An 18,182-nucleotide genomic window follows, 5' to 3' on the forward strand; every position below is an offset into this window, starting at 1 on the left:
TTGCCGGCCTTCCAGTGCCGAAGCGGTGAGAAGAGCGTGATGCCCGCGCACAGTAGCGGTGCCGCTTTGTCGAGCGGCAGCGAGTCGAGGATGCGCACGACGAAGTTTTCGTCGACGACGATCGCCTGGCTGTAGCCGCCCTGGGTCGGCGTGCCGTCTTTGTCGATGGAGTTGTAGGTGAAGGTCGCGCCCGGCTTGCAGTACTGCTCGAGCGCGGCCTTGCAGCTGCGGCACTGACCGCAGGAGTTCACCATGCAGCCCACGCCGACGTGGTCGCCGACCTTGTGCTTGCTGACCTCCGAGCCGACGGCGGTCACCACACCGGCGATCTCGTGGCCCACGACCACCGGGTAGTTCGGCACGCCCCACTCGGCTCTGGCGGTGTGGATGTCGGAGTGGCAGATGCCGGTGAACTTGATGTCGATCGCGACGTCGTGCGGGCCGGGGTCGCGGCGGGTGATCGTGGTCTTGGTCAGCGGCTCGGTCGCCGAGGTAGCGGCATATGCGGAAACAGTGCTCATGGGCAATCCTCTTGAGTGCGCTTGTCTCAGTATCGAATTCTATAGTGAACCCAACCAGATTAGCATAGATAGCCTATGTATTCCTCGTGGTGCGATCGGCGTCACATGCCGCTGGCCGCTAGTTGATCGGGGCGTTCACCCAGCGCAGATCGTCGATGACACCGCGAGCCGCAACCACACCTTCGCCGGTCTGCCATATTTCGTTGTTCACCACGAAGACCCGGTTGTCGCGAGTGGCGGACAGCTTGCGCCATGGGTTGCTGTCGAAAATGGCGGCGGCGCGGTCTTTGGCGGCCGGCGATGCGAACGACACGTACACGAGGTCGGCGTCGGCCGCCGAGAAGTCGGGGTTGTCCGCGAGATCGGCGTCGGTACTGCCCATCTCGATGTAGGGCTTGTCGGTAAACCGTTGCGCTGCAGGGCGATCGACGCCGACGGCGGTCAGCACGTTGGCGGGGAAGTTGTTGTTGCCGTACACCCGGATGGTGTTCTCGGTGAACTGCACGATCGAGGCCTGGTAGTGGGGGGCGTCGTGTGCGGCGCCGACATCGTGGGCCTTCGTGGTGAAGTCGTCGATCGCGCCGTCCGCGGCGTCGGCCCGCCCGGTGGCCGCACCCACCCCACGCAGGTTGTCCTCCCAGGCCGCACCGGGGGCCGCGGTGAACACCGTCGGCGCGATCGCGGTCAGCGCCGAATACAGCTTCGGCGTCAACCCTTGCGAGCCGAGAATCAGGTTCGGCTTGGCTGCCCCGATAGCCGCCAGGTCGGGACTGCTGCGGGTGCCCACGCCCGGCAGCTGATGCACAACAGTGCCCAGGTAGGACGGCTGGCTCGATGAGCCGTCCGGCAATGCGGCGGCCACGATCCGGGACTGTAGGCCCAGCGCGCACAGGGCGTCGAGCTGGTCGCCGGAGAGCACGACGATGCGCTGCGGATCGGAGCTCACCTGCGCCACATCGGGCTGCACGCCAGCCGCGTTGTGCGCGGTCCGCGTCGCTGGTCCGGGATCCGGCTCAGCTGGTTGCGGCGCGCACGACTCGTCCGGTCGCCGCTGGTTGCCCAGAACGCCGGCCCCGGCGATTTGGGTGGTGCTGGTGATCACCGATGTCGCCGACGAGCCGCCGCCTGACGACCCGGTCGTGCAACCAGTGCACAGCGCGGCCGAAATCGCTATCGCAGCGGCCGCGGACATCACAGGTCGCACACCCCTGAACAGCACGGGTCCGACGGTAACATCCGGTTCGGGTGACGCCGGCTGCGTACGCTCGACGGCCCGCGACCGCCTCATCGGGCCCAGTACGACAGTTTGTAGGACCAGTCGCTCGCTAGGCCCGGTCGAAGGCTAGACTCAAAAGCCACTGATCCCAGTCGCCCTGCCCGACGTTTGGAGGAGCACTTGACGACAGAAGCGCCCCCGCTGGGAGAACTCGAGGCCAGTCGTCCCTACCCGCCTCGAACAGGCCCTAAAGGCAACCTGGTCTACCGGCTGATCACCACCACCGATCACAAGATGATCGGGATCATGTACTGCGTCGCCTGCTTCATCTTCTTTTTCATCGCCGGGCTGATGGCACTGTTCATGCGCGCCGAGCTGGCCGCGCCCGGGCTGCAGTTCCTGTCGAACGAGCAGTACAACCAGTTGTTCACAATGCACGGCACGGCGATGCTGCTGTTCTATGCCACCCCGATCGTGTTCGGCTTCGCCAACCTGGTGCTGCCGCTGCAGATCGGCGCCCCCGACGTGGCATTTCCACGGCTCAACGCACTGTCCTTCTGGCTGTTTGTGTTCGGCGCGTCGATCGCACTCTCCGGGTTCATCACCCCGGGCGGTGCCGCGGATTTCGGCTGGACCGCCTATACCCCGTTGACTGATGCCATCCACTCGCCCGGTCCCGGCGGCGACCTTTGGATCCTCGGGTTGGGAGTCGGTGGTCTGGGCACCATCCTCGGGGCGGTCAACATGATCACCACGGTGGTGTGCATGCGCGCGCCGGGTATGACGATGTTCCGGATGCCGATCTTCACCTGGAACATCCTGGTGACATCCATCCTGGTGTTGTTGATCTTCCCATTGCTGACCGCGGCACTGTTCGGGTTGGCTGCCGACCGGCACCTGGGGGCCCACGTCTACGACGCAGCCAACGGCGGAGTTCTGTTGTGGCAGCACCTGTTCTGGTTCTTCGGCCACCCCGAGGTCTACGTCATTGCGCTGCCGTTCTTCGGCATCGTCAGCGAGATCTTCCCGGTATTCTCCCGCAAGCCGATCTTCGGCTATACCACGCTGGTTTACGCGACGCTATCGATTGCCGGGTTGTCGGTAGCGGTATGGGCACACCACATGTTCGCCACCGGAGCCGTTCTGCTGCCCTTCTTCTCGTTCATGACGTACTTAATCGCGGTCCCGACCGGGATCAAGTTCTTCAACTGGATCGGCACCATGTGGAAAGGGCAGCTGACGTTTGAGACGCCGATGCTGTTCTCGGTCGGCTTTATGGTCACATTCCTACTGGGTGGCTTGACCGGTGTGTTGCTGGCCAGCCCGCCGCTGGACTTCCATGTCACCGACAGCTATTTCGTGGTCGCGCATTTCCACTACGTGCTGTTCGGCACCATTGTGTTCGCCACTTTCGCCGGTGTGTACTTCTGGTTCCCGAAGATGACCGGCCGGCTGCTCGACGATCGGCTGGGCAAACTGCACTTCTGGTTGACGCTGATCGGTTTTCACACCACGTTTTTGGTGCAGCACTGGTTAGGCGATGCCGGTATGCCGCGCCGCTATGCCGACTACCTGCCCACCGACGGCTTTACGAGCCTGAACGTCATCTCGACGATCGGGGCGTTCATCCTTGGCGCGTCGATGGTTCCGTTCGTCTGGAACGTCTTCAAGAGCTGGCGCTACGGCGAAGTGGTCACTGTCGACGACCCGTGGGGCTACGGCAACTCGTTGGAGTGGGCCACCAGTTGCCCACCGCCGCGGCACAACTTCACCGAACTGCCCCGCATCCGCTCCGAGCGTCCGGCCTTCGAGTTGCACTACCCGCACATGGTGGAACGACTTCGCGCCGAGGCGCACGTGGGCCGCAGCCACGGCCCGTCCGCCGGCGACGTCACCAGAATCGACGACGTAGGCGTTCGCAGCTGATGGGCCGCTGATGAGCCACAGCGGCGGCAATCTGGGGTGACCAGACCCCGCATGGTGTCGGCGTTGATCACCGTCACCGGTGTCGATAAGCCAGGCGTGACGTCGGCCCTCTTCGAGGTTCTCTCGGGCCTCAAGGTTGAACTGCTCAACGTCGAGCAGGTGGTGATCCGGGGCCGGCTGACGCTGGGTGTGCTGGTGTCGGCTCCACTGGAGGTGGCCGAAGGCCAGGCGCTGCAGGCGGAAGTCGAGGCCGCTATCCACGCGGTCGGCCTGGACGTCAGCATCGAGCGCAGCGACGACCTGCCGATCATCCGGGAACCGTCGACGCACACCATCATGGTGTTGGGCCGGCCGATCACCGCCGAAGCGTTCGGCGCGGTGGCCCGCGAGGTGGCGGCGTTGGGAGTCAACATCGACCTCATCCGCGGCGTCTCGGACTATCCGGTCACGGGTCTGGAGCTGCGGGTCTCGGTACCGCCGGGAGTCGGTGGCCAGTTACAGCCCGCGTTGACCCGGGTGGCCGCCGACGCGAGCGTGGACGTGGCGGTCGAGGCCTATAGTCTGTCCCGGCGGGCTAAACGACTGATCGTCTTCGACGTCGACTCGACCCTGATCCAGGGCGAGGTCATCGAGATGCTGGCCGCCCGAGTGGGTGCCCAGGACGCCGTAGCCGCCATCACCGAGGCCGCGATGCGCGGGGAATTGGACTTCGCGGAGTCGCTGCGCCAGCGGGTCGCCACTCTGGCCGGGCTGCCGGCCGAGGTACTCGACGAGGTCGGCGACGAGTTGGAACTGACTGCCGGCGCGCAGACCACGCTGCGCACCCTGCGCCGTCTGGGGTATCACGTGGGGGTGGTGTCCGGCGGCTTCCGGCAGGTCATCGAACCGCTGGCGCATGAGCTGATGCTGGACTTCGTCGCCGCCAACCAGTTGGAGATCGTCGACGGCACAATCACCGGCCGGGTCATCGGCCCGGTCGTCGACCGGGCCGGCAAAGCCAAGGCGCTGCGCGACTTCGCGCATCAGGTCGGCGTGCCGATGGAGCAGACCGTCGCGGTCGGGGACGGCGCCAACGACATCGACATGCTGGCCGCCGCGGGCATGGGGATCGCATTCAACGCCAAACCGGCGCTTCGGGAAGTGGCCGATGCGTCGCTGAGCCATCCGTACCTGGACACCGTGCTGTTTTTGCTGGGCGTCACGCGCGGTGAGATCGAGGCTGCCGACGCGGTCGACGGTGTGGTGCGACGCGTCGAGATCCCGCCCGAGTAACCAGCGCGAGCAGACGCAAAAGCCCCCACGCCTAGGCGTGTTGGGGGCTTTTGCGTCTGTTCGTAGGCGAGGTGACCCGGCAGCGGCCGCAGCGTCGCGGTACGGCACGATGGTCGGGTGGCCGAAACCGGAAGCCGGAGGTGAAACCCGAGGATTCGAGAGAATCCGAGGATGGAACCGACCAGACTAGCGAGGCAACCGACCCCGATCTGCTGATCGACTTCAAAGACGTTTCGTTGCGCCGTGATGGCCACACGTTGGTTGGGCCGGTGACGTGGTCGGTAGAGCTGGACGAACGCTGGGTGATCATCGGGGCCAACGGCGCCGGTAAGACGTCGTTGCTGCGCATCGCCGCGGCGGCCGAGCACCCGTCCTCGGGCGTCGCCTATGTGCTCGGTGAGCGCCTCGGGCGGGTCGACATGTCCGAGCTGCGCTCCCGGGTGGGCTTGAGTTCCTCGGTATTGGCGCAACGGATTCCCGGCCACGAGGTGGTGCGCGACCTGGTCGTCTCGGCCGGCTACGCGGTGCTCGGCCGGTGGCGGGAACGCTATGAGGACGTCGACTACCACCGGGCGGTCGACATGCTGGAAAGCCTGGGCGCCGAGCACCTGGCCGACCGCAGCTACGAAACCCTGTCGGAGGGCGAACGCAAGCGGGTACTGATCGCGCGCGCATTGATGACCGACCCCGAGCTGCTGCTGCTCGACGAACCGGCAGCCGGTCTGGACCTAGGCGGCCGGGAGGAGCTGGTGGCGCGGCTGACCGACTTGGCCGCCGATCCCGACGCGCCGGCGCTGGTCCTGGTCACCCACCACGTCGAGGAGATTCCGCCCGGTTTCAGCCACTGCATGCTGATGTCGGAGGGACAAGTCGTCGCGGCGGGTTTGCTGACCGACGTGCTGACCGGCGAGAATCTATCGGCGGCGTTCGGCCAGGCGATCACGGTCGACTTGATCGACGGGCGTTACTTCGCCCGGCGCAGTCGCACCCGCGCGGCCCACCGGAGGCGGTCATGAATTCACCGCAGGAACCGCCCCCGCTGACGCCTCGGCCCGCGGCGACCGTGATGCTGATCCGCGACAGGCCAGACAATCGGGGCAGCATCTCCGTCTTCTTGATGCGCCGGCACTCGGCGATGGAATTCGCCGCGGGGGTGATGGTGTTTCCCGGTGGCGGCGTCGACGACCGAGACCGCAACGCCAAGATCGCCTGGGCCGGGCCGCCGCCGTCGTGGTGGGCGCAGCGGTTCGCCGTTGACACCGAGCTGGCCGAAGCGCTGGTGTGCGCCGCCGCCCGCGAGACCTTCGAGGAATGCGGCGTGCTGTTCGCCGGCCCGGCCGACGATCCGGGCAGCATCGTCGGAGATGCGTCGGTGTACCGCGACTCCCGGCTGGCGCTGGCCGACCGGACGCTGTCGTTTGCCGACTTTCTGCGTCGGGAGAATCTGGTGCTGCGGGCCGACCTGCTGCGGCCGTGGGCCAACTGGGTAACCCCGGAAGCTGAGCGCACCCGCCGCTACGACACGTATTTCTTCGTCGGAGCCTTGCCGGAGGGGCAGCGCGCCGACGGGGAGAACACCGAATCCGATCGTGCCGGTTGGACCACGCCGCAGGCCGCCATCGACGACTTCGCGGCCGGGCGGTGCTTCCTGTTGCCGCCGACCTGGACCCAGCTGGACTCGTTGGCCGGACGTACGGTCGCCGACGTATTGGCCGTCGAGCGTCAGATCGTCACCGTGCAACCGAACCTCGAGATCGACGGCGACAACTGGGTGTTCGAATTCTTCGACTCCGACCGCTACCACGAGGCACGCAAAGCCGGCGGACTGGGATGGCGGCCGTGAGCGAGTTCGTCAGCATCCACGTGGGCGCAGAGCGCCCGGGCGTCGGCACGCTGGTGTGTTCGCGGCCGCCCACCAACGCCCTGACCCGGCAGGTCTATCGGGAGATCGGCCAGGCCGCCGCCGAGGTCGGGCGCCGCGACGACATCGCCGCGGTGATCATCTTCGGCGGCCACGAGATCTTCTCCGCGGGCGACGACATGCCGCAACTGCGCACCCTGATCGCGGCGGAAGCCGAGACTTGGGCCCGCGTGCGCCGCGGCGCCGTCGACGCCGTCGCGGCGATCCCGAAGCCGACCGTGGCCGCGATCACCGGCTACGCGCTGGGCAGCGGCCTGGGCCTGGCGCTGGCCGCCGATTGGCGGGTGAGCGGCGACAACGTGCGATTCGGTGCGACGGAGATCCTGGCCGGTTTGGTACCCGACGGCGGCGGCATGGCGCGGCTGACCCGCACGGTCGGGGTCAACAGGGCCAAGGAATTGGTGTACAGCGGGCGGTTCTTCGACGCCGAGGAGGCGCTGGCATTAGGCCTGATCGACGAGATGGTCGCCCCCGACGACGTGTACGACGCCGCCGTGGCCTGGGCCGGGCGTTTCGTCGACGGACCCCTCGAGGCGCTGGCTGCGGCCAAGGCCGGCATCGACGAGGTGTTCGAGCTGGCTCCCGCCGAGCGGGTGGCCGCCGAACGCCGCCGCTTTGTGGACGTCTTCGCCAGTGCCACTAAGCTGGCCCTTCGTGACGAGGAGTTCGAAGCCCGCCGGTGACCCAGCGCCGCAACCGCATGCCACCGCCGAGCAGGTTGAGGCCGCCCGCCACGACAGCAAGCTGGCCCAGGTGCTCTACCACGACTGGGAGGCGGAGAACTACGACGAGAAGTGGTCCATCTCCTACGACCAGCGCTGCATCGACTACGCGCGGGACTGCTTCGACGCCGCCGTCCCCGACGGCGAGATCTACCGGCTGCCGTACGACCGCGCCCTCGAATTAGGCTGCGGCACCGGCTTTTTCCTGCTTAACCTGATCCAGTCCGGGGTCGCGCGGCGCGGTTCGGTGACCGACCTGTCCCCGGGCATGGTCAAAGTCGCCACTCGCAACGGGCAGTCCCTGAACCTGGATATCGACGGTCGGGTCGCCGACGCCGAAGGCATCCCGTACGACGACTACACATTCGACCTAGTGGTCGGACACGCTGTGCTGCACCACATTCCGGACGTCGAGCTGTCGCTGCGTGAGGTGCTGCGAGTGCTGCGGCCGGGTGGGCGCTTCGTATTCGCCGGCGAGCCGACCTCGGTCGGCGACCGCTACGCCCGCGCACTGTCGACGCTGACTTGGCGGGTTGCCACCAATGTCACCAAGTTGCCCGGCTTCGGCAGCTGGCGGCGTCCACAGGCCGAGTTGGATGAATCCTCGCGCGCTGCGGCGCTCGAGGCCCTTGTCGACCTGCACACGTTCGCCCCGAGCGACCTGGAGACGATGGCCACCTCCGCCGGTGCCGTCGACGTCGAGACCACCACCGTCGAGTTCACCGCCGCGATGTTGGGCTGGCCGCTGCGCACTTTCGAGTACGCGGTGCCGTCGGACCGGCTGGGCTGGGGCTGGGCCAAGTTCGCGTTCACCAGCTGGAAGGCGTTGAGCTGGGTCGACGAGAATCTCTGCCGCCGTGTGGTCCCGAAAGGCTGGTTCTACAACGTGATGATCACCGGGATCAAGCCGTCCTGAACTTCGGGCTCGACGACGTTGCCTACCTGACATCCGACGCGGGCTGCGCCGCGCTGAGGGTCGTCGCCGCGCTGCCGCTGACCGACCGCGTCTCTGAGATCGCTGCGCTGAGAAAGCAGTTCGGCGATCGGACCCCGGCGCTGGTGGAAACCGTCTTGCTGCGGCGGCGCGCGGCCGACAAGCTGCCCGCTACCGGCGAGTGGCTGTTCACCGATGAAGCACTGCAGCAAGCCAGCGCTGCGTCAGTGGCATCGCATCGGGCGCAGCGGCTAGCCAGCCGCGTCGTGCACGATGTGACCTGCTCGATCGGCACGGAGCTCGCCGCGCTGCGTGGCACAGCAGCTCGGCTAGTCGGCAGTGACGTCGACCCGGTGCGCCTGGCGATGGCGCGGTACAACCTCGGTGCCGCCGTCAACCTGTGCCGTGCTGATGCGCTGCACCCGGTGACCCGCGATGCGGTGGTGCTGGCCGACCCGGCGCGGCGCGGCAGCGGACGGCGGCGCTTCAATCCGCGCGACTACCAGCCCGCGCTGGACCAGCTCTTCGATGCTTATCGTGGCCGGGAATTGGTCGTAAAGTCTGCTCCCGGAATTGATTTCGATGTCGTAAAGCGCTTGGGCTTCTACGGCGAAATCGAGGTGACGTCCTATCAAGGGTCGGTGCGGGAAGCGTGCCTGTGGTCGGCGGGTTTAGCCGAGGAAGGTGTGCGCCGCCGCGCCAGCATCCTGGATCGCGGCGAACAGATCACCGACGCCGAGCCGGACGACTGCCCGGTGCGGCCCGCCGGCCGGTGGATCGTTGACCCCGACGGCGCGGTGGTGCGAGCCGGTCTGGTGCGCCACTACGCCGCGCGGCACGGTCTGTGGCAGCTGGACTCGCACATCGCCTACCTGTCCGGGGACCAATTGCCTATCGGGATACGAGGGTTCGAGGTTGTCCAGCAGCTGCCCTTCGATGATCGTCGTTTGCGGCAGACGCTGTCAGCGCTGGACTGCGGCGCATTGGAGATCCTGGTGCGCGGCGTGGACGTCGACCCGACAGCGCTACGACGGCGGATGGCGTTGCGCGGCAGCCGGTCCCTGACGGTGGTGATTACCCGGGTCGGCTCGGGTGCAGCCGCGCGGAGGACGGCGTTCGTCTGTCGGCCGTCGCGGTAGGGGCCACAAAACGGAATTCCGCCGCGGGCGGCCTTTTGATATCGGACGGTCCGAATCCAAGCCGAGAACCTAGTTTGCCGCGCGTCGCAATAGGGGCCGGGTAGTCTGGCGGGACGGCATTTCAGCCGTTCCCAGTCTGCGAGGATAAGTCGACCGATGCGCAACCTGATCGCGGCCGCGCTGATCGCGGCCGGAGTCCTGCTGGGCTGGTCCAGCGCGCCGGTCGCGGCCGCGGACTCGGCTTGCACCACCCTGGGCGGTGATATCGAGGCTGAGCAGACGTGCCATGTGCATGCCGCCAACTCCACCTACAACCTGGACATGAAGTTTCCGGTCGACTATCCCGACGAGCAGGCGCTGACCGATTACCTAAGCCAGAACCGGGACGGATTCGTCAACGTCGCGCAGACGTCGTCGCAGACGTCCGGAGCGCGCGATGTGCCGTACCAAATGGAGGTCACCTCCGAGCAGTACCATTCCGGGCAGGCGCCCGGCGGCACCCGAAGCGTGGTGCTCAAGGTCTTCGAGGATCTCGGCGGCCCGCGCCCGTCCACCTCCTACAAGGCCTTCAACTACGACCTCGGCGCGCAGCAGTCGATCACCTTCGACACGCTTTTCGCGCCCAACAGCAAACCGCTTGACTCCATCTATCCGATCGTGCAGCGCGAGGTGAGACGACAGACCGGGGACGGTGCCGCGATCTTGCCCGGTTCCGGCCTCGATTCGTCCCACTACCAGAACTTCGCCATCACCGACGACGAGCTGATTTTCTACTTCGCGCCGGGAGAGCTGCTGCCGTCGTCGATCGCCGGTGCCAGCCAAGTTCACGTGCCGCGCAACGCCATCCCACCGCTGACCATCAAGAGCTAGGACACCTAGGCACTGAGCGGCGCAGCAGTTTTCGCTCGTAGGTGAGTGCAACGCGCATCGCCACCTTTGGAGACTTGTGTGACTGCTGTGACCGTTGGCGTTGCGCCCAACGCACTAGACCGGGCCGGCCCGCGATTCCATCGCCGCAGCGCCTACGGCCACCGCCAGCTGGGCGATGCAGCCGATGAGCGGCACGACCCACGCGACCTGTTGGCGAACGAGTCGAACCACCGTGACCAGCACGTCGAGAAACAAGAAGGCGCCACCGGCCCACAAGGCCACATTCATGGCCCGGTCGAGCCACGCCGGGTCGCCACACTTCTGGTAGCCGCACGAGTCGGTGCCCATCACCAGAAGTCCGAGCACCGCAAATGTGCCGGCAAAGAAAAGGAAGTGCGCAACCAGCAGGACGATCGTCCCAAGCACATCGCGGAGCTGACGACCACTGCTACGGCTGGTGTTCTGCGCCGACGGGTGCTGCACAGCCGGGTCATTCGACACGCACACCATCCTTGTCGAGGCGATGCCGCTGGGCCAGTCAGTTCGGCGCGAAGCTATATACCTGGCCGTCGCTGGTGGCGGTGACCACTCGGCGGTCGTGGCCGATCGAAACCCCAACCGGGTATCCGGTCGCTTCGGGCAGCGGGTAGTTGCTGAGGGTGCGGCCGTTGCCCGGATCGAAGACCAGCAGCGACATACCCCGTGCTCCCTCGCCAGGGCCACCGGTCACCACGACGTAGCCGACGCCTGAACCGGCCAAGCTCGACGTCGACAGCGGGCTGACGTCGTTGCGGCGCCATACCTGTTGGGCGTGGTCGCCGGCGTCCTTGAAAGCGACCAGGCGGGTGTCCGGGCCGCCGCCCGACACGATTAATCCACTCGGCGTCACCGACGGCGGCGTCTGCGCGAGGAACTTCAGCGGCACCGACCATTTCGGCTTGCCGTCAGCCGCGCGCAGCGCCCACAACCGCTCGTCGCGGCCATTGACGTAAATCGTGGATCCGTCCTTGGACAGCACCGGGCTGGCCAGCACACCCGCGCTGACGGCATCGCTGATCCACTCACGGGTGAGTAGGGGATTTTGACCCGGGTGATACTTCAACGCGGTCAACGCCGCCGCGGGGGCGCCCGGCTGCCACAGGCCCAACACCACCATCCCGGTTGCCGCGGCGAATGCCGGCGCCGCGGCAACCGGGCAGCCTGCTCGGGCGGGTCCGCAGTCGGAGAGCCCACGGGTGAAGTCGGCCGGATCGATGTTGTCCACCAGATCCATCGCATTGCCAACGGTGGTGCCGCGGTGCGCATCGAGAACCTGTACCTGCCCCAGATGCGTGACCACCAGCAGCTGACTGTGCCCGAGAAACCTTGGGGTGGAAGCCAGTCCGATTACCGGTCGGCGCCAACGGATCCACTGGGTGGGAGGAAAGGACAGTATCGCCCCGGGCTGGCCGACATAGAGATTATCGAAGCCGTCGAACAACGGGCCGGAGATGCCGCCGCCCTGGAAGAGCCGGGTGCACCAGCGCTGTCTGCCGTTGTCGTCGTTCTCCCACTCCATCAGCGAACAGCCGCCCGGCGTCTGCGCGTTCAGCGCCATCCAGTTGCGCGAGCTCAGCGCCGGAGCCGCGGCCAGCGAGCCCTTGACCGAGCGGGTCCAGCGCAGGGTCAGCCCGGTGGCCCCGGAGGTCGGCGTGTAGCTGCTGTTGGATGCGTCGCCGTATTGCGCGGGCCAGCCCTCGGCGGGACCGGCGTCGACCCAGGAGTCGGTGTTACCGCAGCCGGCCACGGTGGCCGCCAGAACTACCGCCGACACCGTGCACGACCACCGCCGCAGTGCACGTCGGGGGAGTGGCGACACGGTGTGGGTTCCAAATCCTTCCCGGAATGCGGGGCATGGACTGCGATCGAGTACAGCCGAGGGTAACCTGTGGCGACTCGCGTACGCGGAAGCCCACTCGTCCTCTCGCCGCTAATCGCGGCTGGGGGTGCCCCCACAGCCCGCCGTTCTGGCGCCCATTGTCGACGGGCTATCCTTTCCGGCCATGACGTCCATGTGGAATGCGCCGCTCCACCGCCGCTGGCGTGGACAACGACTGCGGGATCCACGGCAGGCCAAGTTCCTCACGCTGGCCTCGCTGAGATGGGTGCTGGCCAATCGCGCATACACCCCCTGGTATTTGGTGCGTTACTGGCGGCTGCTGAAGTTCAAGTTGGCCAACCCGCACATCATCACCCGCGGCATGGTGTTTCTTGGCAAGGATGTCGAGATCCACTGCACACCCGAACTCGCGCAGCTGGAGATCGGCCGCTGGGTGCATATCGGGGACAAGAACACCATCCGCGCGCACGAGGGCTCGTTGCGGTTCGGCGACAAGGTTGTGCTGGGCCGTGACAACGTGATCAACTGCTATCTCGACATCGAGCTTGGGGATTCGGCGCTGATGTCCGACTGGTGCTACGTCTGTGATTTCGACCACCGAATGGACGACATCAATATGCCGATCAAGGACCAGGGCATCGTCAAGTCCCCGGTCCGGATTGGGCCGGACACCTGGGTCGGCGTGAAGGTGACGGTGCTGCGTGGCACCACCATCGGACGGGGCTGCGTGCTGGGCTCGCACGCAGTGGTCCGCGGCGATATCCCAGACTATTCAATCGCGGTCGGCGCACCGGCCAAGGTGGTCAAAAACCGGAAGCTGTCCTGGGAGACGTCGGCAGCGCAGCGCGCCGAATTGGCTGCGGCCCTCGCCGACATCGAACGCAAAAAGGCGGCCCGCTGAGGCTTCTCAGCTGATCCCTTGGTAGCGGCGCAACGCCTCGCTGCGTTCCGCGCCGTGATCGACGATCGGCTCGGGATACTCAGGCGGCCGGTTATCTTCGGTCAGATGGACATCGTCGACGTCGGCGAGCTCGGGTACCCAGCGACGGATGTAATCGCCCGAGGGATCGAACTTTTCGGCTTGCTTAGCCGGGTTGAACACCCGGAAGTACGGTGCCGCGTCGGTGCCGCAACCCGCACACCACTGCCAGCCGTGCTGGTTGTTGGCCATGTCGCCGTCGACCAGCTGATCGAGGAACCAGCGGGCGCCCCACTGCCATGGCAGGTGAAGGTCTTTGACCAGAAACGACGCGACGACCATCCGCGCCCGGTTATGCATGAAACCGGTCTCGCGTAGCTGGCGCATGCCGGCATCGACGATCGGGTATCCGGTCTCGCCGGCTTTCCATGCCGTGAAGCGCCGCCTGGCGTCTGCTCCGGTGTCGGTCTGGATGGCGTCGAAGTCGCGGTTCCAGTTCCACCAGGCGCTATCCGGCCAGTGATGCAGAACTGCGGCGTAGAAGTCGCGAAATGCCAACTGCCGTAAGTACGCTCGCGCTCCAGCGCGGCGTTGGTCCAAGTCGGCCACCATCGTCCGCGGGTGGATAGTGCCGAACTTCAGGTGCGCCGACATTCGGCTGGTGGCCTCCCGGTCGGGCCGGTTTCGGTCGTCGGAGTAGTCGTCCAGTCCGTCGTGAACAAACGCTTTCCATTGCCGCCGCGCAGCCGCCTCGCCTGCGCGCAGGTCAAGCTCGACGCCTGGATCGGGTATCGCAACGGGCTTCGCGTGTTTGCCCAACTGTGCTGGATCGACCCAGCGCGCCGATTTGGGGCCGGTTCGCGCGGGTTTGCGCCACCCCAGTTCGCGCCATCGGCCGAAGAATGGGGTAAACACCTTGTACGGGTCGCCGTTGTCCTTGGTGACGCGCCCCGGCGATATCAGATACGGCGATCCGGTAGCGACTAACGGAACGTCGCCCAAGGCTTCTCGGACCCGATCGTCGCGGCGCCGCCCGAACGGCGCGAAGTCCTCCGAGATATGCACCGACCGCGCGTCGATCTCCTTAACAACGGCGGGAATCCGCTCCTCGGGCTGCCCACGGGTCACCAGCAGGCGGCCATCCAGGCCGTCGCGCAGCTGGCGTAGCGAGTCGCACAAAAACTGCATCCTGCGCCCGCCCGTCGACGCCTCCAGCCGCGGATCGAGCACGAAGCAGGCAAGCACCTCATCGGTGTTGGCGACGGCATTGAGCAGCGGAGGCAGGTCCCGCAGTCTCAGGTCGCGGCGGAACCACAACAACGCCGGCATTACCGGGCAACCTGTCTCATGATCGATTGAGTACCCAGATGTGGCTGGACATCGCGGTGGCAAAGGCAGACCAGAGCGGATACGGCAGCAGCGCGGCTCCGGCGCGCGGATCTGCCAGGGCTGTCCGCCGGGCCAGGTCCGCGCTGCTGGCCGCCAGCACCGCCGCGCCGACCGTGGATGCGCCGAGTTTGTGGTACTTGAAGAACAGCCAACTCCATCCGGCGTTGAGGACCAGGTTGACGCCCAGCGCCACAACGTAGTTGCGGGCTTCTTCGTGGCGCCCCGCTGCGCGCAGCCGGTCGATGGCCGCCGCGGAGGTGGCCGCGATATCGGTGTAGAGCGAGGTCCACGCGACCGGGAACACGGCATTCGGCGGCACGTATGAGGGTTTGGAAAGCTGCGAGTACCAGGAAGTTTGCCGAGGCCTGCTGGCTACGCTTCCGATCCCGGCGGCAGCAGCAACAGCAAGCGTCGTGGCAGCCAGCGTTGCCTTATTCACGTTGTCTCCCTTCGACTTCGATCGTCGATGTGAGGCGGATCGTCACGGCGCCGGGGTGGCAAAGCCACACATCGCCACCAAGTGTTTCAATGTTTGAAGTATTAATCAACTGAAGTAACGGATATGCTGCAGAGGTCATGGGCTCTGATGAGACCGCGGACGGCCGGGCCGCGCTGGAGTGGCAGGTCGCAGCCGATCTGCGGGTGTTGACGGCCGAATCCGAACAGATCGGCCGGGTCTTCGCGTTCCAGCACGACGTGCGGCCTACCGACTTTCGCGCGTTGCTGCACATTATGGTCGCCGAAACCACTGGTCAACTGATCACCTCTGGTGAGCTGCGCCAGCGGATGGGGCTTTCCGGCGCGGCCATCACCTACCTCGTGGACCGGATGATGGCCTCGGGTCACATCAAACGGGAATCCGACCCGGGCGACCGGCGCAAGGTGATCCTGCGCTATTCCGAATCCGGCCTCGACACCGCCCGTGCATTCTTCGCGCCGTTGGGCATACACGCCCGCACCGCGATGGCGGACTTGCCCGACGCTGATCTGGCTGCGGCTCGGCGGGTGTTCGCCGCGTTGATCGATGCCATGCGGCGATATCAAGATGAGCTGGCTTCTGTCGAACCACCCGGGCATCCAGCATGCTGATACGGGGTAACCCGATGGTGCGCGCTGAACCGAGCACATGCCAACCAGAGAAGGGGCAAAGCGCCGTGGCAACTGACCCGGCCGGGATGACGACCCGCAAACGACGTCACATCGACGTGTGCCTTGATGAGCGGGTCGCGTATTCCGGAGTCACGACCGGGTTGGAACGCTACCGCCTGCCGTACAACGCGCTGACGCAGACAAGCCTCGCCCACATCGACTTGTCCACCGAGTTCCTCGGCGCGCCGTTGCGAGCCCCGGTTCTGATCGGTGCAATGACCGGCGGCGCCGAGCTGTCCGGGACGATCAACAAGAACCTGGCCGCGGCCGCCCAACGGCTGGGTATCGGGATGATGCTCGGCTCACAGCGGATCATGTTGGACAGTGCGTTGGGGGAGCAGGCGGCCGCCAGCTTCACCGTCCGCGACGTGGCACCAGATGTGTTGTTGTTCGGCAATATTGGGCTCTCGCAGTTGACAGCGTCAGCCATTGACGACATTTCGTACGCCCTGAAACGGGTCGGAGCAGATGCGCTTGCGGTGCACACCAATCCGCTGCAGGAGGCGGTGCAGCGCAACGGTGACGGCGACTTCTCCGGCTCGGTCGACAGGCTGCGCGAAGTTGCCGGCGCACTGGAATATCCGGTGCTGCTCAAAGAGGTTGGCCACGGCATCGGCAGATCGGCGGTCGCGAAGTTGCTGGGTCCATCGGGCGAGCCGCCAGTGGCGGCTATCGACGTCGCGGGGGCCGGCGGCACCTCGTGGTCACGCGTGGAGCAACTTGTTCGGTACGGCGAGCTGCGTTATCCCGACTTAGCCGATTGGGGCATACCCACGGCGCGGGCGATCGTTGAGGTCCGGGAGGCGCTGCCCACTATCCCGCTGGTCGCCTCCGGTGGGATTCGCACCGGCATGGACGCCGCCAAAGCGCTGGCGTTGGGCGCCGACGTAGTGGCGATCGCCCGCCCGCTGCTCGCAGCGGCGATCGAATCCTCTGGTGCGGTAGTGGGTTGGCTCGATCGGTTCATCGACGAGCTACGAATCTGCCTGCACGGTGCCGGCGCGGCGGATCTGTTGGCGCTGCGCGATACCGGCGTGACACCGATGCCGTAATTCCGGGTGGTTGGCGCATATGGCGGTAATACTTGCCTACGGATCGCCCGCACTTGGCCATCTGTTTCCGCTCGCTGCACTGCTGAGTGAGCTTGCCCGGCGCGGGCATCAGGTCCATCTCGTCACCATGTCCGCCGGCGTTGCCGAAGTGCACGCAGCCGGCATCCGCGCCGAACCGGTCGACCCGCGGATCGAGGCCATCGGCGGACCGGATTGGCTGGGGCGAAACGCCTTGGACGTGTTGAAGATGTCGATCGACGTGCTGTGTCGGCGGGCGGTGTTCGAAGTCGGCGATCTACGTGCCGCCGTCGAGCGGGTGCGACCGGATGCGGTGATCGTCGACGCGAACTGCTGGGGCGCCATTTCGGTGGCCGATGCCGGCGATCTGCCGTGGCTGGTGTTCTCACCGTTCACGCCCTATCTGCGGTCTCCCGGAGTGCCGCCGTTCGGCCCGGGACTGCGGCCATTGCCCGGTGTACTGGGCCAGCTCCGCGATGCGGCGATTCGCCCGTTCGTGACACATCTGTTTGACCGACGAATATTGGCGCACGTGAACCACATTCGCACCGAAGTGGGGGCGCCGGCGATCAGCTCGGTCGACGGTTTGATGCGGCGGGCGCCGTTGCTGTTGGCGGTCGGTGGCGAACCTTTCGAGTATCCGCATCCCGGCTGGGGCGACGCGGTCCACCTGATCGGTGCTTGCGTATTCGAGCCCGGGCCCGCTGTTCCGCCCGACTGGGTGGCATCGATCGATCAGCCCATCGTGCTGGTCAGCACTTCCTCGATCAGGCAGGCTGATGCGGTGTTGGGGCGCACCGCATTACAGGCGTTGGCGGGCGAGTCGGTCCACATCGTCGCGACCTTCCCCGCGGGGGTGCCCCCCGACCTGCCCGAGGCAGCCAACGCCACGGTGCGCCAATTCGTCCCGCACGGCGCGGTGCTCGAGCGCGCCTGCTGTGCGATCACCCATGGCGGAATGGGCACGACGGTCAAGGCACTAAACAGCGGCGTGCCGGTCTGCGTCGTTCCTTTCGCTCGTGACCAAGCTGAGGTCGCGCGGCGCGTCGAAGTGGCTCGCTGCGGTATCCGGCTGCCGGCCGAGAAACTCAGCGCGCCAAGGCTACTCGAAGCGGTTCGCAAGACGACGACGATGACCGATGGCGCGCGACGTGTGGCAGCCGGTTTCGCCACGACCGGAGGCGTTGCCCGGGGAGCCGACTTAGTCGAGGAGCACCTGCTGCGGCCGGCCGCCAGACAGGTTGCGGAGTAACCC

At 66.3% G+C, this 18,182-nt stretch carries 18 protein-coding genes; 12 read left to right on the top strand and 6 right to left on the bottom strand.

Translation table 11 applies throughout. The features are described 5' to 3' along the window. The coding region (locus tag VEI45_RS13020; protein WP_324853777.1) for an alcohol dehydrogenase catalytic domain-containing protein at positions 1-521 on the bottom strand (521 nt) is incomplete at its 3' end. Between the two features lie 118 nt (positions 522-639). Next, positions 640-1,713, bottom strand: a complete 1,074-nt coding sequence (locus tag VEI45_RS13025) for an iron-siderophore ABC transporter substrate-binding protein (protein WP_324853832.1) — start codon at positions 1,711-1,713, stop codon at positions 640-642. A 204-nt stretch (positions 1,714-1,917) separates the two neighbouring features. On the opposite strand from VEI45_RS13025, the gene ctaD reads away from it, so the two are divergent. From ctaD to VEI45_RS13065, 8 genes are all read left to right on the top strand, one after another. Then, positions 1,918-3,663: a cytochrome c oxidase subunit I gene (ctaD, locus tag VEI45_RS13030; protein WP_324853779.1), complete on the top strand. Its 1,746-nt coding sequence runs from the start codon at positions 1,918-1,920 to the stop codon at positions 3,661-3,663. Positions 3,664-3,714: 51 nt separating this feature from the next. Continuing rightward, positions 3,715-4,935 (top strand): phosphoserine phosphatase SerB, encoded by a 1,221-nt coding sequence (serB, locus tag VEI45_RS13035; RefSeq protein ID WP_324853834.1) that lies wholly within the window; start codon positions 3,715-3,717, stop codon positions 4,933-4,935. Between the two features lie 140 nt (positions 4,936-5,075). Continuing rightward, a complete protein-coding gene (locus VEI45_RS13040; RefSeq protein WP_324853781.1) occupies positions 5,076-5,951 on the top strand; it encodes an ABC transporter ATP-binding protein in 876 nt (291 codons plus the stop codon). Beyond that, complete coding sequence (locus VEI45_RS13045) at positions 5,948-6,778, top strand: NUDIX hydrolase (RefSeq protein WP_324853783.1); 831 nt, start codon at positions 5,948-5,950, stop codon at positions 6,776-6,778. The genes VEI45_RS13040 and VEI45_RS13045 overlap by 4 nt, the downstream gene beginning before the upstream one ends. Continuing rightward, positions 6,775-7,539 carry an enoyl-CoA hydratase gene (locus tag VEI45_RS13050; protein WP_324853785.1) on the top strand — a complete coding sequence of 255 codons (765 nt, stop codon included), beginning with the start codon at positions 6,775-6,777 and terminating at the stop codon, positions 7,537-7,539. The genes VEI45_RS13045 and VEI45_RS13050 overlap by 4 nt, the downstream gene beginning before the upstream one ends. Next, a complete protein-coding gene (locus VEI45_RS13055) occupies positions 7,511-8,494 on the top strand; it encodes a class I SAM-dependent methyltransferase (RefSeq protein WP_324853787.1) in 984 nt (327 codons plus the stop codon). The genes VEI45_RS13050 and VEI45_RS13055 overlap by 29 nt, the downstream gene beginning before the upstream one ends. Next, positions 8,491-9,651 carry a THUMP-like domain-containing protein gene (locus tag VEI45_RS13060; RefSeq protein WP_414687471.1) on the top strand — a complete coding sequence of 387 codons (1,161 nt, stop codon included), beginning with the start codon at positions 8,491-8,493 and terminating at the stop codon, positions 9,649-9,651. The genes VEI45_RS13055 and VEI45_RS13060 overlap by 4 nt, the downstream gene beginning before the upstream one ends. A gap of 156 nt (positions 9,652-9,807) precedes the next feature. After that, a complete protein-coding gene (locus tag VEI45_RS13065) occupies positions 9,808-10,521 on the top strand; it encodes an esterase (RefSeq protein WP_324853789.1) in 714 nt (237 codons plus the stop codon). A gap of 114 nt (positions 10,522-10,635) precedes the next feature. Here VEI45_RS13065 and VEI45_RS13070 read toward each other — a convergent pair whose 3' ends face one another. Both VEI45_RS13070 and VEI45_RS13075 read right to left on the bottom strand, forming a co-directional pair. Continuing rightward, positions 10,636-11,004, bottom strand: a complete 369-nt coding sequence (locus VEI45_RS13070) for a hypothetical protein (RefSeq protein WP_324853837.1) — start codon at positions 11,002-11,004, stop codon at positions 10,636-10,638. 55 nt (positions 11,005-11,059) lie between these two features. Then, positions 11,060-12,334 carry a PQQ-binding-like beta-propeller repeat protein gene (locus VEI45_RS13075; RefSeq protein WP_324853839.1) on the bottom strand — a complete coding sequence of 425 codons (1,275 nt, stop codon included), beginning with the start codon at positions 12,332-12,334 and terminating at the stop codon, positions 11,060-11,062. A gap of 229 nt (positions 12,335-12,563) precedes the next feature. Between VEI45_RS13075 and VEI45_RS13080 the strand changes: the two genes are divergently transcribed. Next, complete coding sequence (locus VEI45_RS13080; RefSeq protein WP_324853791.1) at positions 12,564-13,301, top strand: acetyltransferase; 738 nt, start codon at positions 12,564-12,566, stop codon at positions 13,299-13,301. 6 nt (positions 13,302-13,307) lie between these two features. On the opposite strand, the gene VEI45_RS13085 is transcribed toward VEI45_RS13080, so the two are convergent. Continuing rightward, on the bottom strand, positions 13,308-14,648 hold the full coding sequence (locus VEI45_RS13085) for a deoxyribodipyrimidine photo-lyase (protein WP_324853793.1): 1,341 nt from the start codon (positions 14,646-14,648) through the stop codon (positions 13,308-13,310). 16 nt (positions 14,649-14,664) lie between these two features. Then, positions 14,665-15,147, bottom strand: coding sequence for a TspO/MBR family protein (locus VEI45_RS13090; RefSeq protein WP_324853795.1), 483 nt, complete (start codon positions 15,145-15,147; stop codon positions 14,665-14,667). 137 nt (positions 15,148-15,284) lie between these two features. Here VEI45_RS13090 and VEI45_RS13095 point away from each other — a divergent pair, with 137 nt between their 5' ends. The 3 genes from VEI45_RS13095 (at position 15,285) to VEI45_RS13105 (ending at position 18,179) form a co-directional block, all read left to right on the top strand. Next, positions 15,285-15,797: a MarR family winged helix-turn-helix transcriptional regulator gene (locus VEI45_RS13095; RefSeq protein WP_324853797.1), complete on the top strand. Its 513-nt coding sequence runs from the start codon at positions 15,285-15,287 to the stop codon at positions 15,795-15,797. Positions 15,798-15,883: 86 nt separating this feature from the next. After that, entirely contained in the window at positions 15,884-16,909 is a 1,026-nt protein-coding gene (gene fni / locus VEI45_RS13100; RefSeq protein WP_324853841.1) for a type 2 isopentenyl-diphosphate Delta-isomerase, read from the top strand. Between the two features lie 19 nt (positions 16,910-16,928). After that, the gene (locus VEI45_RS13105) at positions 16,929-18,179 is read left to right on the top strand and encodes a glycosyltransferase (RefSeq protein ID WP_324853799.1); all 1,251 of its coding nucleotides are present in this window, start codon (positions 16,929-16,931) and stop codon (positions 18,177-18,179) included. Positions 18,180-18,182: the final 3 nt, after the last annotated feature.

The sequence above is a fragment of the Mycobacterium sp. genome (assembly GCF_035623875.1).
Lineage (GTDB): Bacteria > Actinomycetota > Actinomycetes > Mycobacteriales > Mycobacteriaceae > Mycobacterium.

Bases quoted from the DNA above. Each gene is read 5' to 3' on its own strand.
- serB (WP_324853834.1), top strand. From the start codon at position 3,715: ATGGTGTCGGCGTTGATCACCGTCACCGGTGTCGATAAGCCAGGCGTG.
- VEI45_RS13085 (WP_324853793.1), bottom strand. From the start codon at position 14,648: ATGCCGGCGTTGTTGTGGTTCCGCCGCGACCTGAGACTGCGGGACCTG.
- VEI45_RS13045 (WP_324853783.1), top strand. From the start codon at position 5,948: ATGAATTCACCGCAGGAACCGCCCCCGCTGACGCCTCGGCCCGCGGCG.
- VEI45_RS13095 (WP_324853797.1), top strand. From the start codon at position 15,285: ATGGGCTCTGATGAGACCGCGGACGGCCGGGCCGCGCTGGAGTGGCAG.
- fni (WP_324853841.1), top strand. From the start codon at position 15,884: ATGACGACCCGCAAACGACGTCACATCGACGTGTGCCTTGATGAGCGG.
- VEI45_RS13065 (WP_324853789.1), top strand. From the start codon at position 9,808: ATGCGCAACCTGATCGCGGCCGCGCTGATCGCGGCCGGAGTCCTGCTG.
- VEI45_RS13105 (WP_324853799.1), top strand. From the start codon at position 16,929: ATGGCGGTAATACTTGCCTACGGATCGCCCGCACTTGGCCATCTGTTT.
- VEI45_RS13080 (WP_324853791.1), top strand. From the start codon at position 12,564: ATGACGTCCATGTGGAATGCGCCGCTCCACCGCCGCTGGCGTGGACAA.
- VEI45_RS13025 (WP_324853832.1), bottom strand. From the start codon at position 1,713: ATGTCCGCGGCCGCTGCGATAGCGATTTCGGCCGCGCTGTGCACTGGT.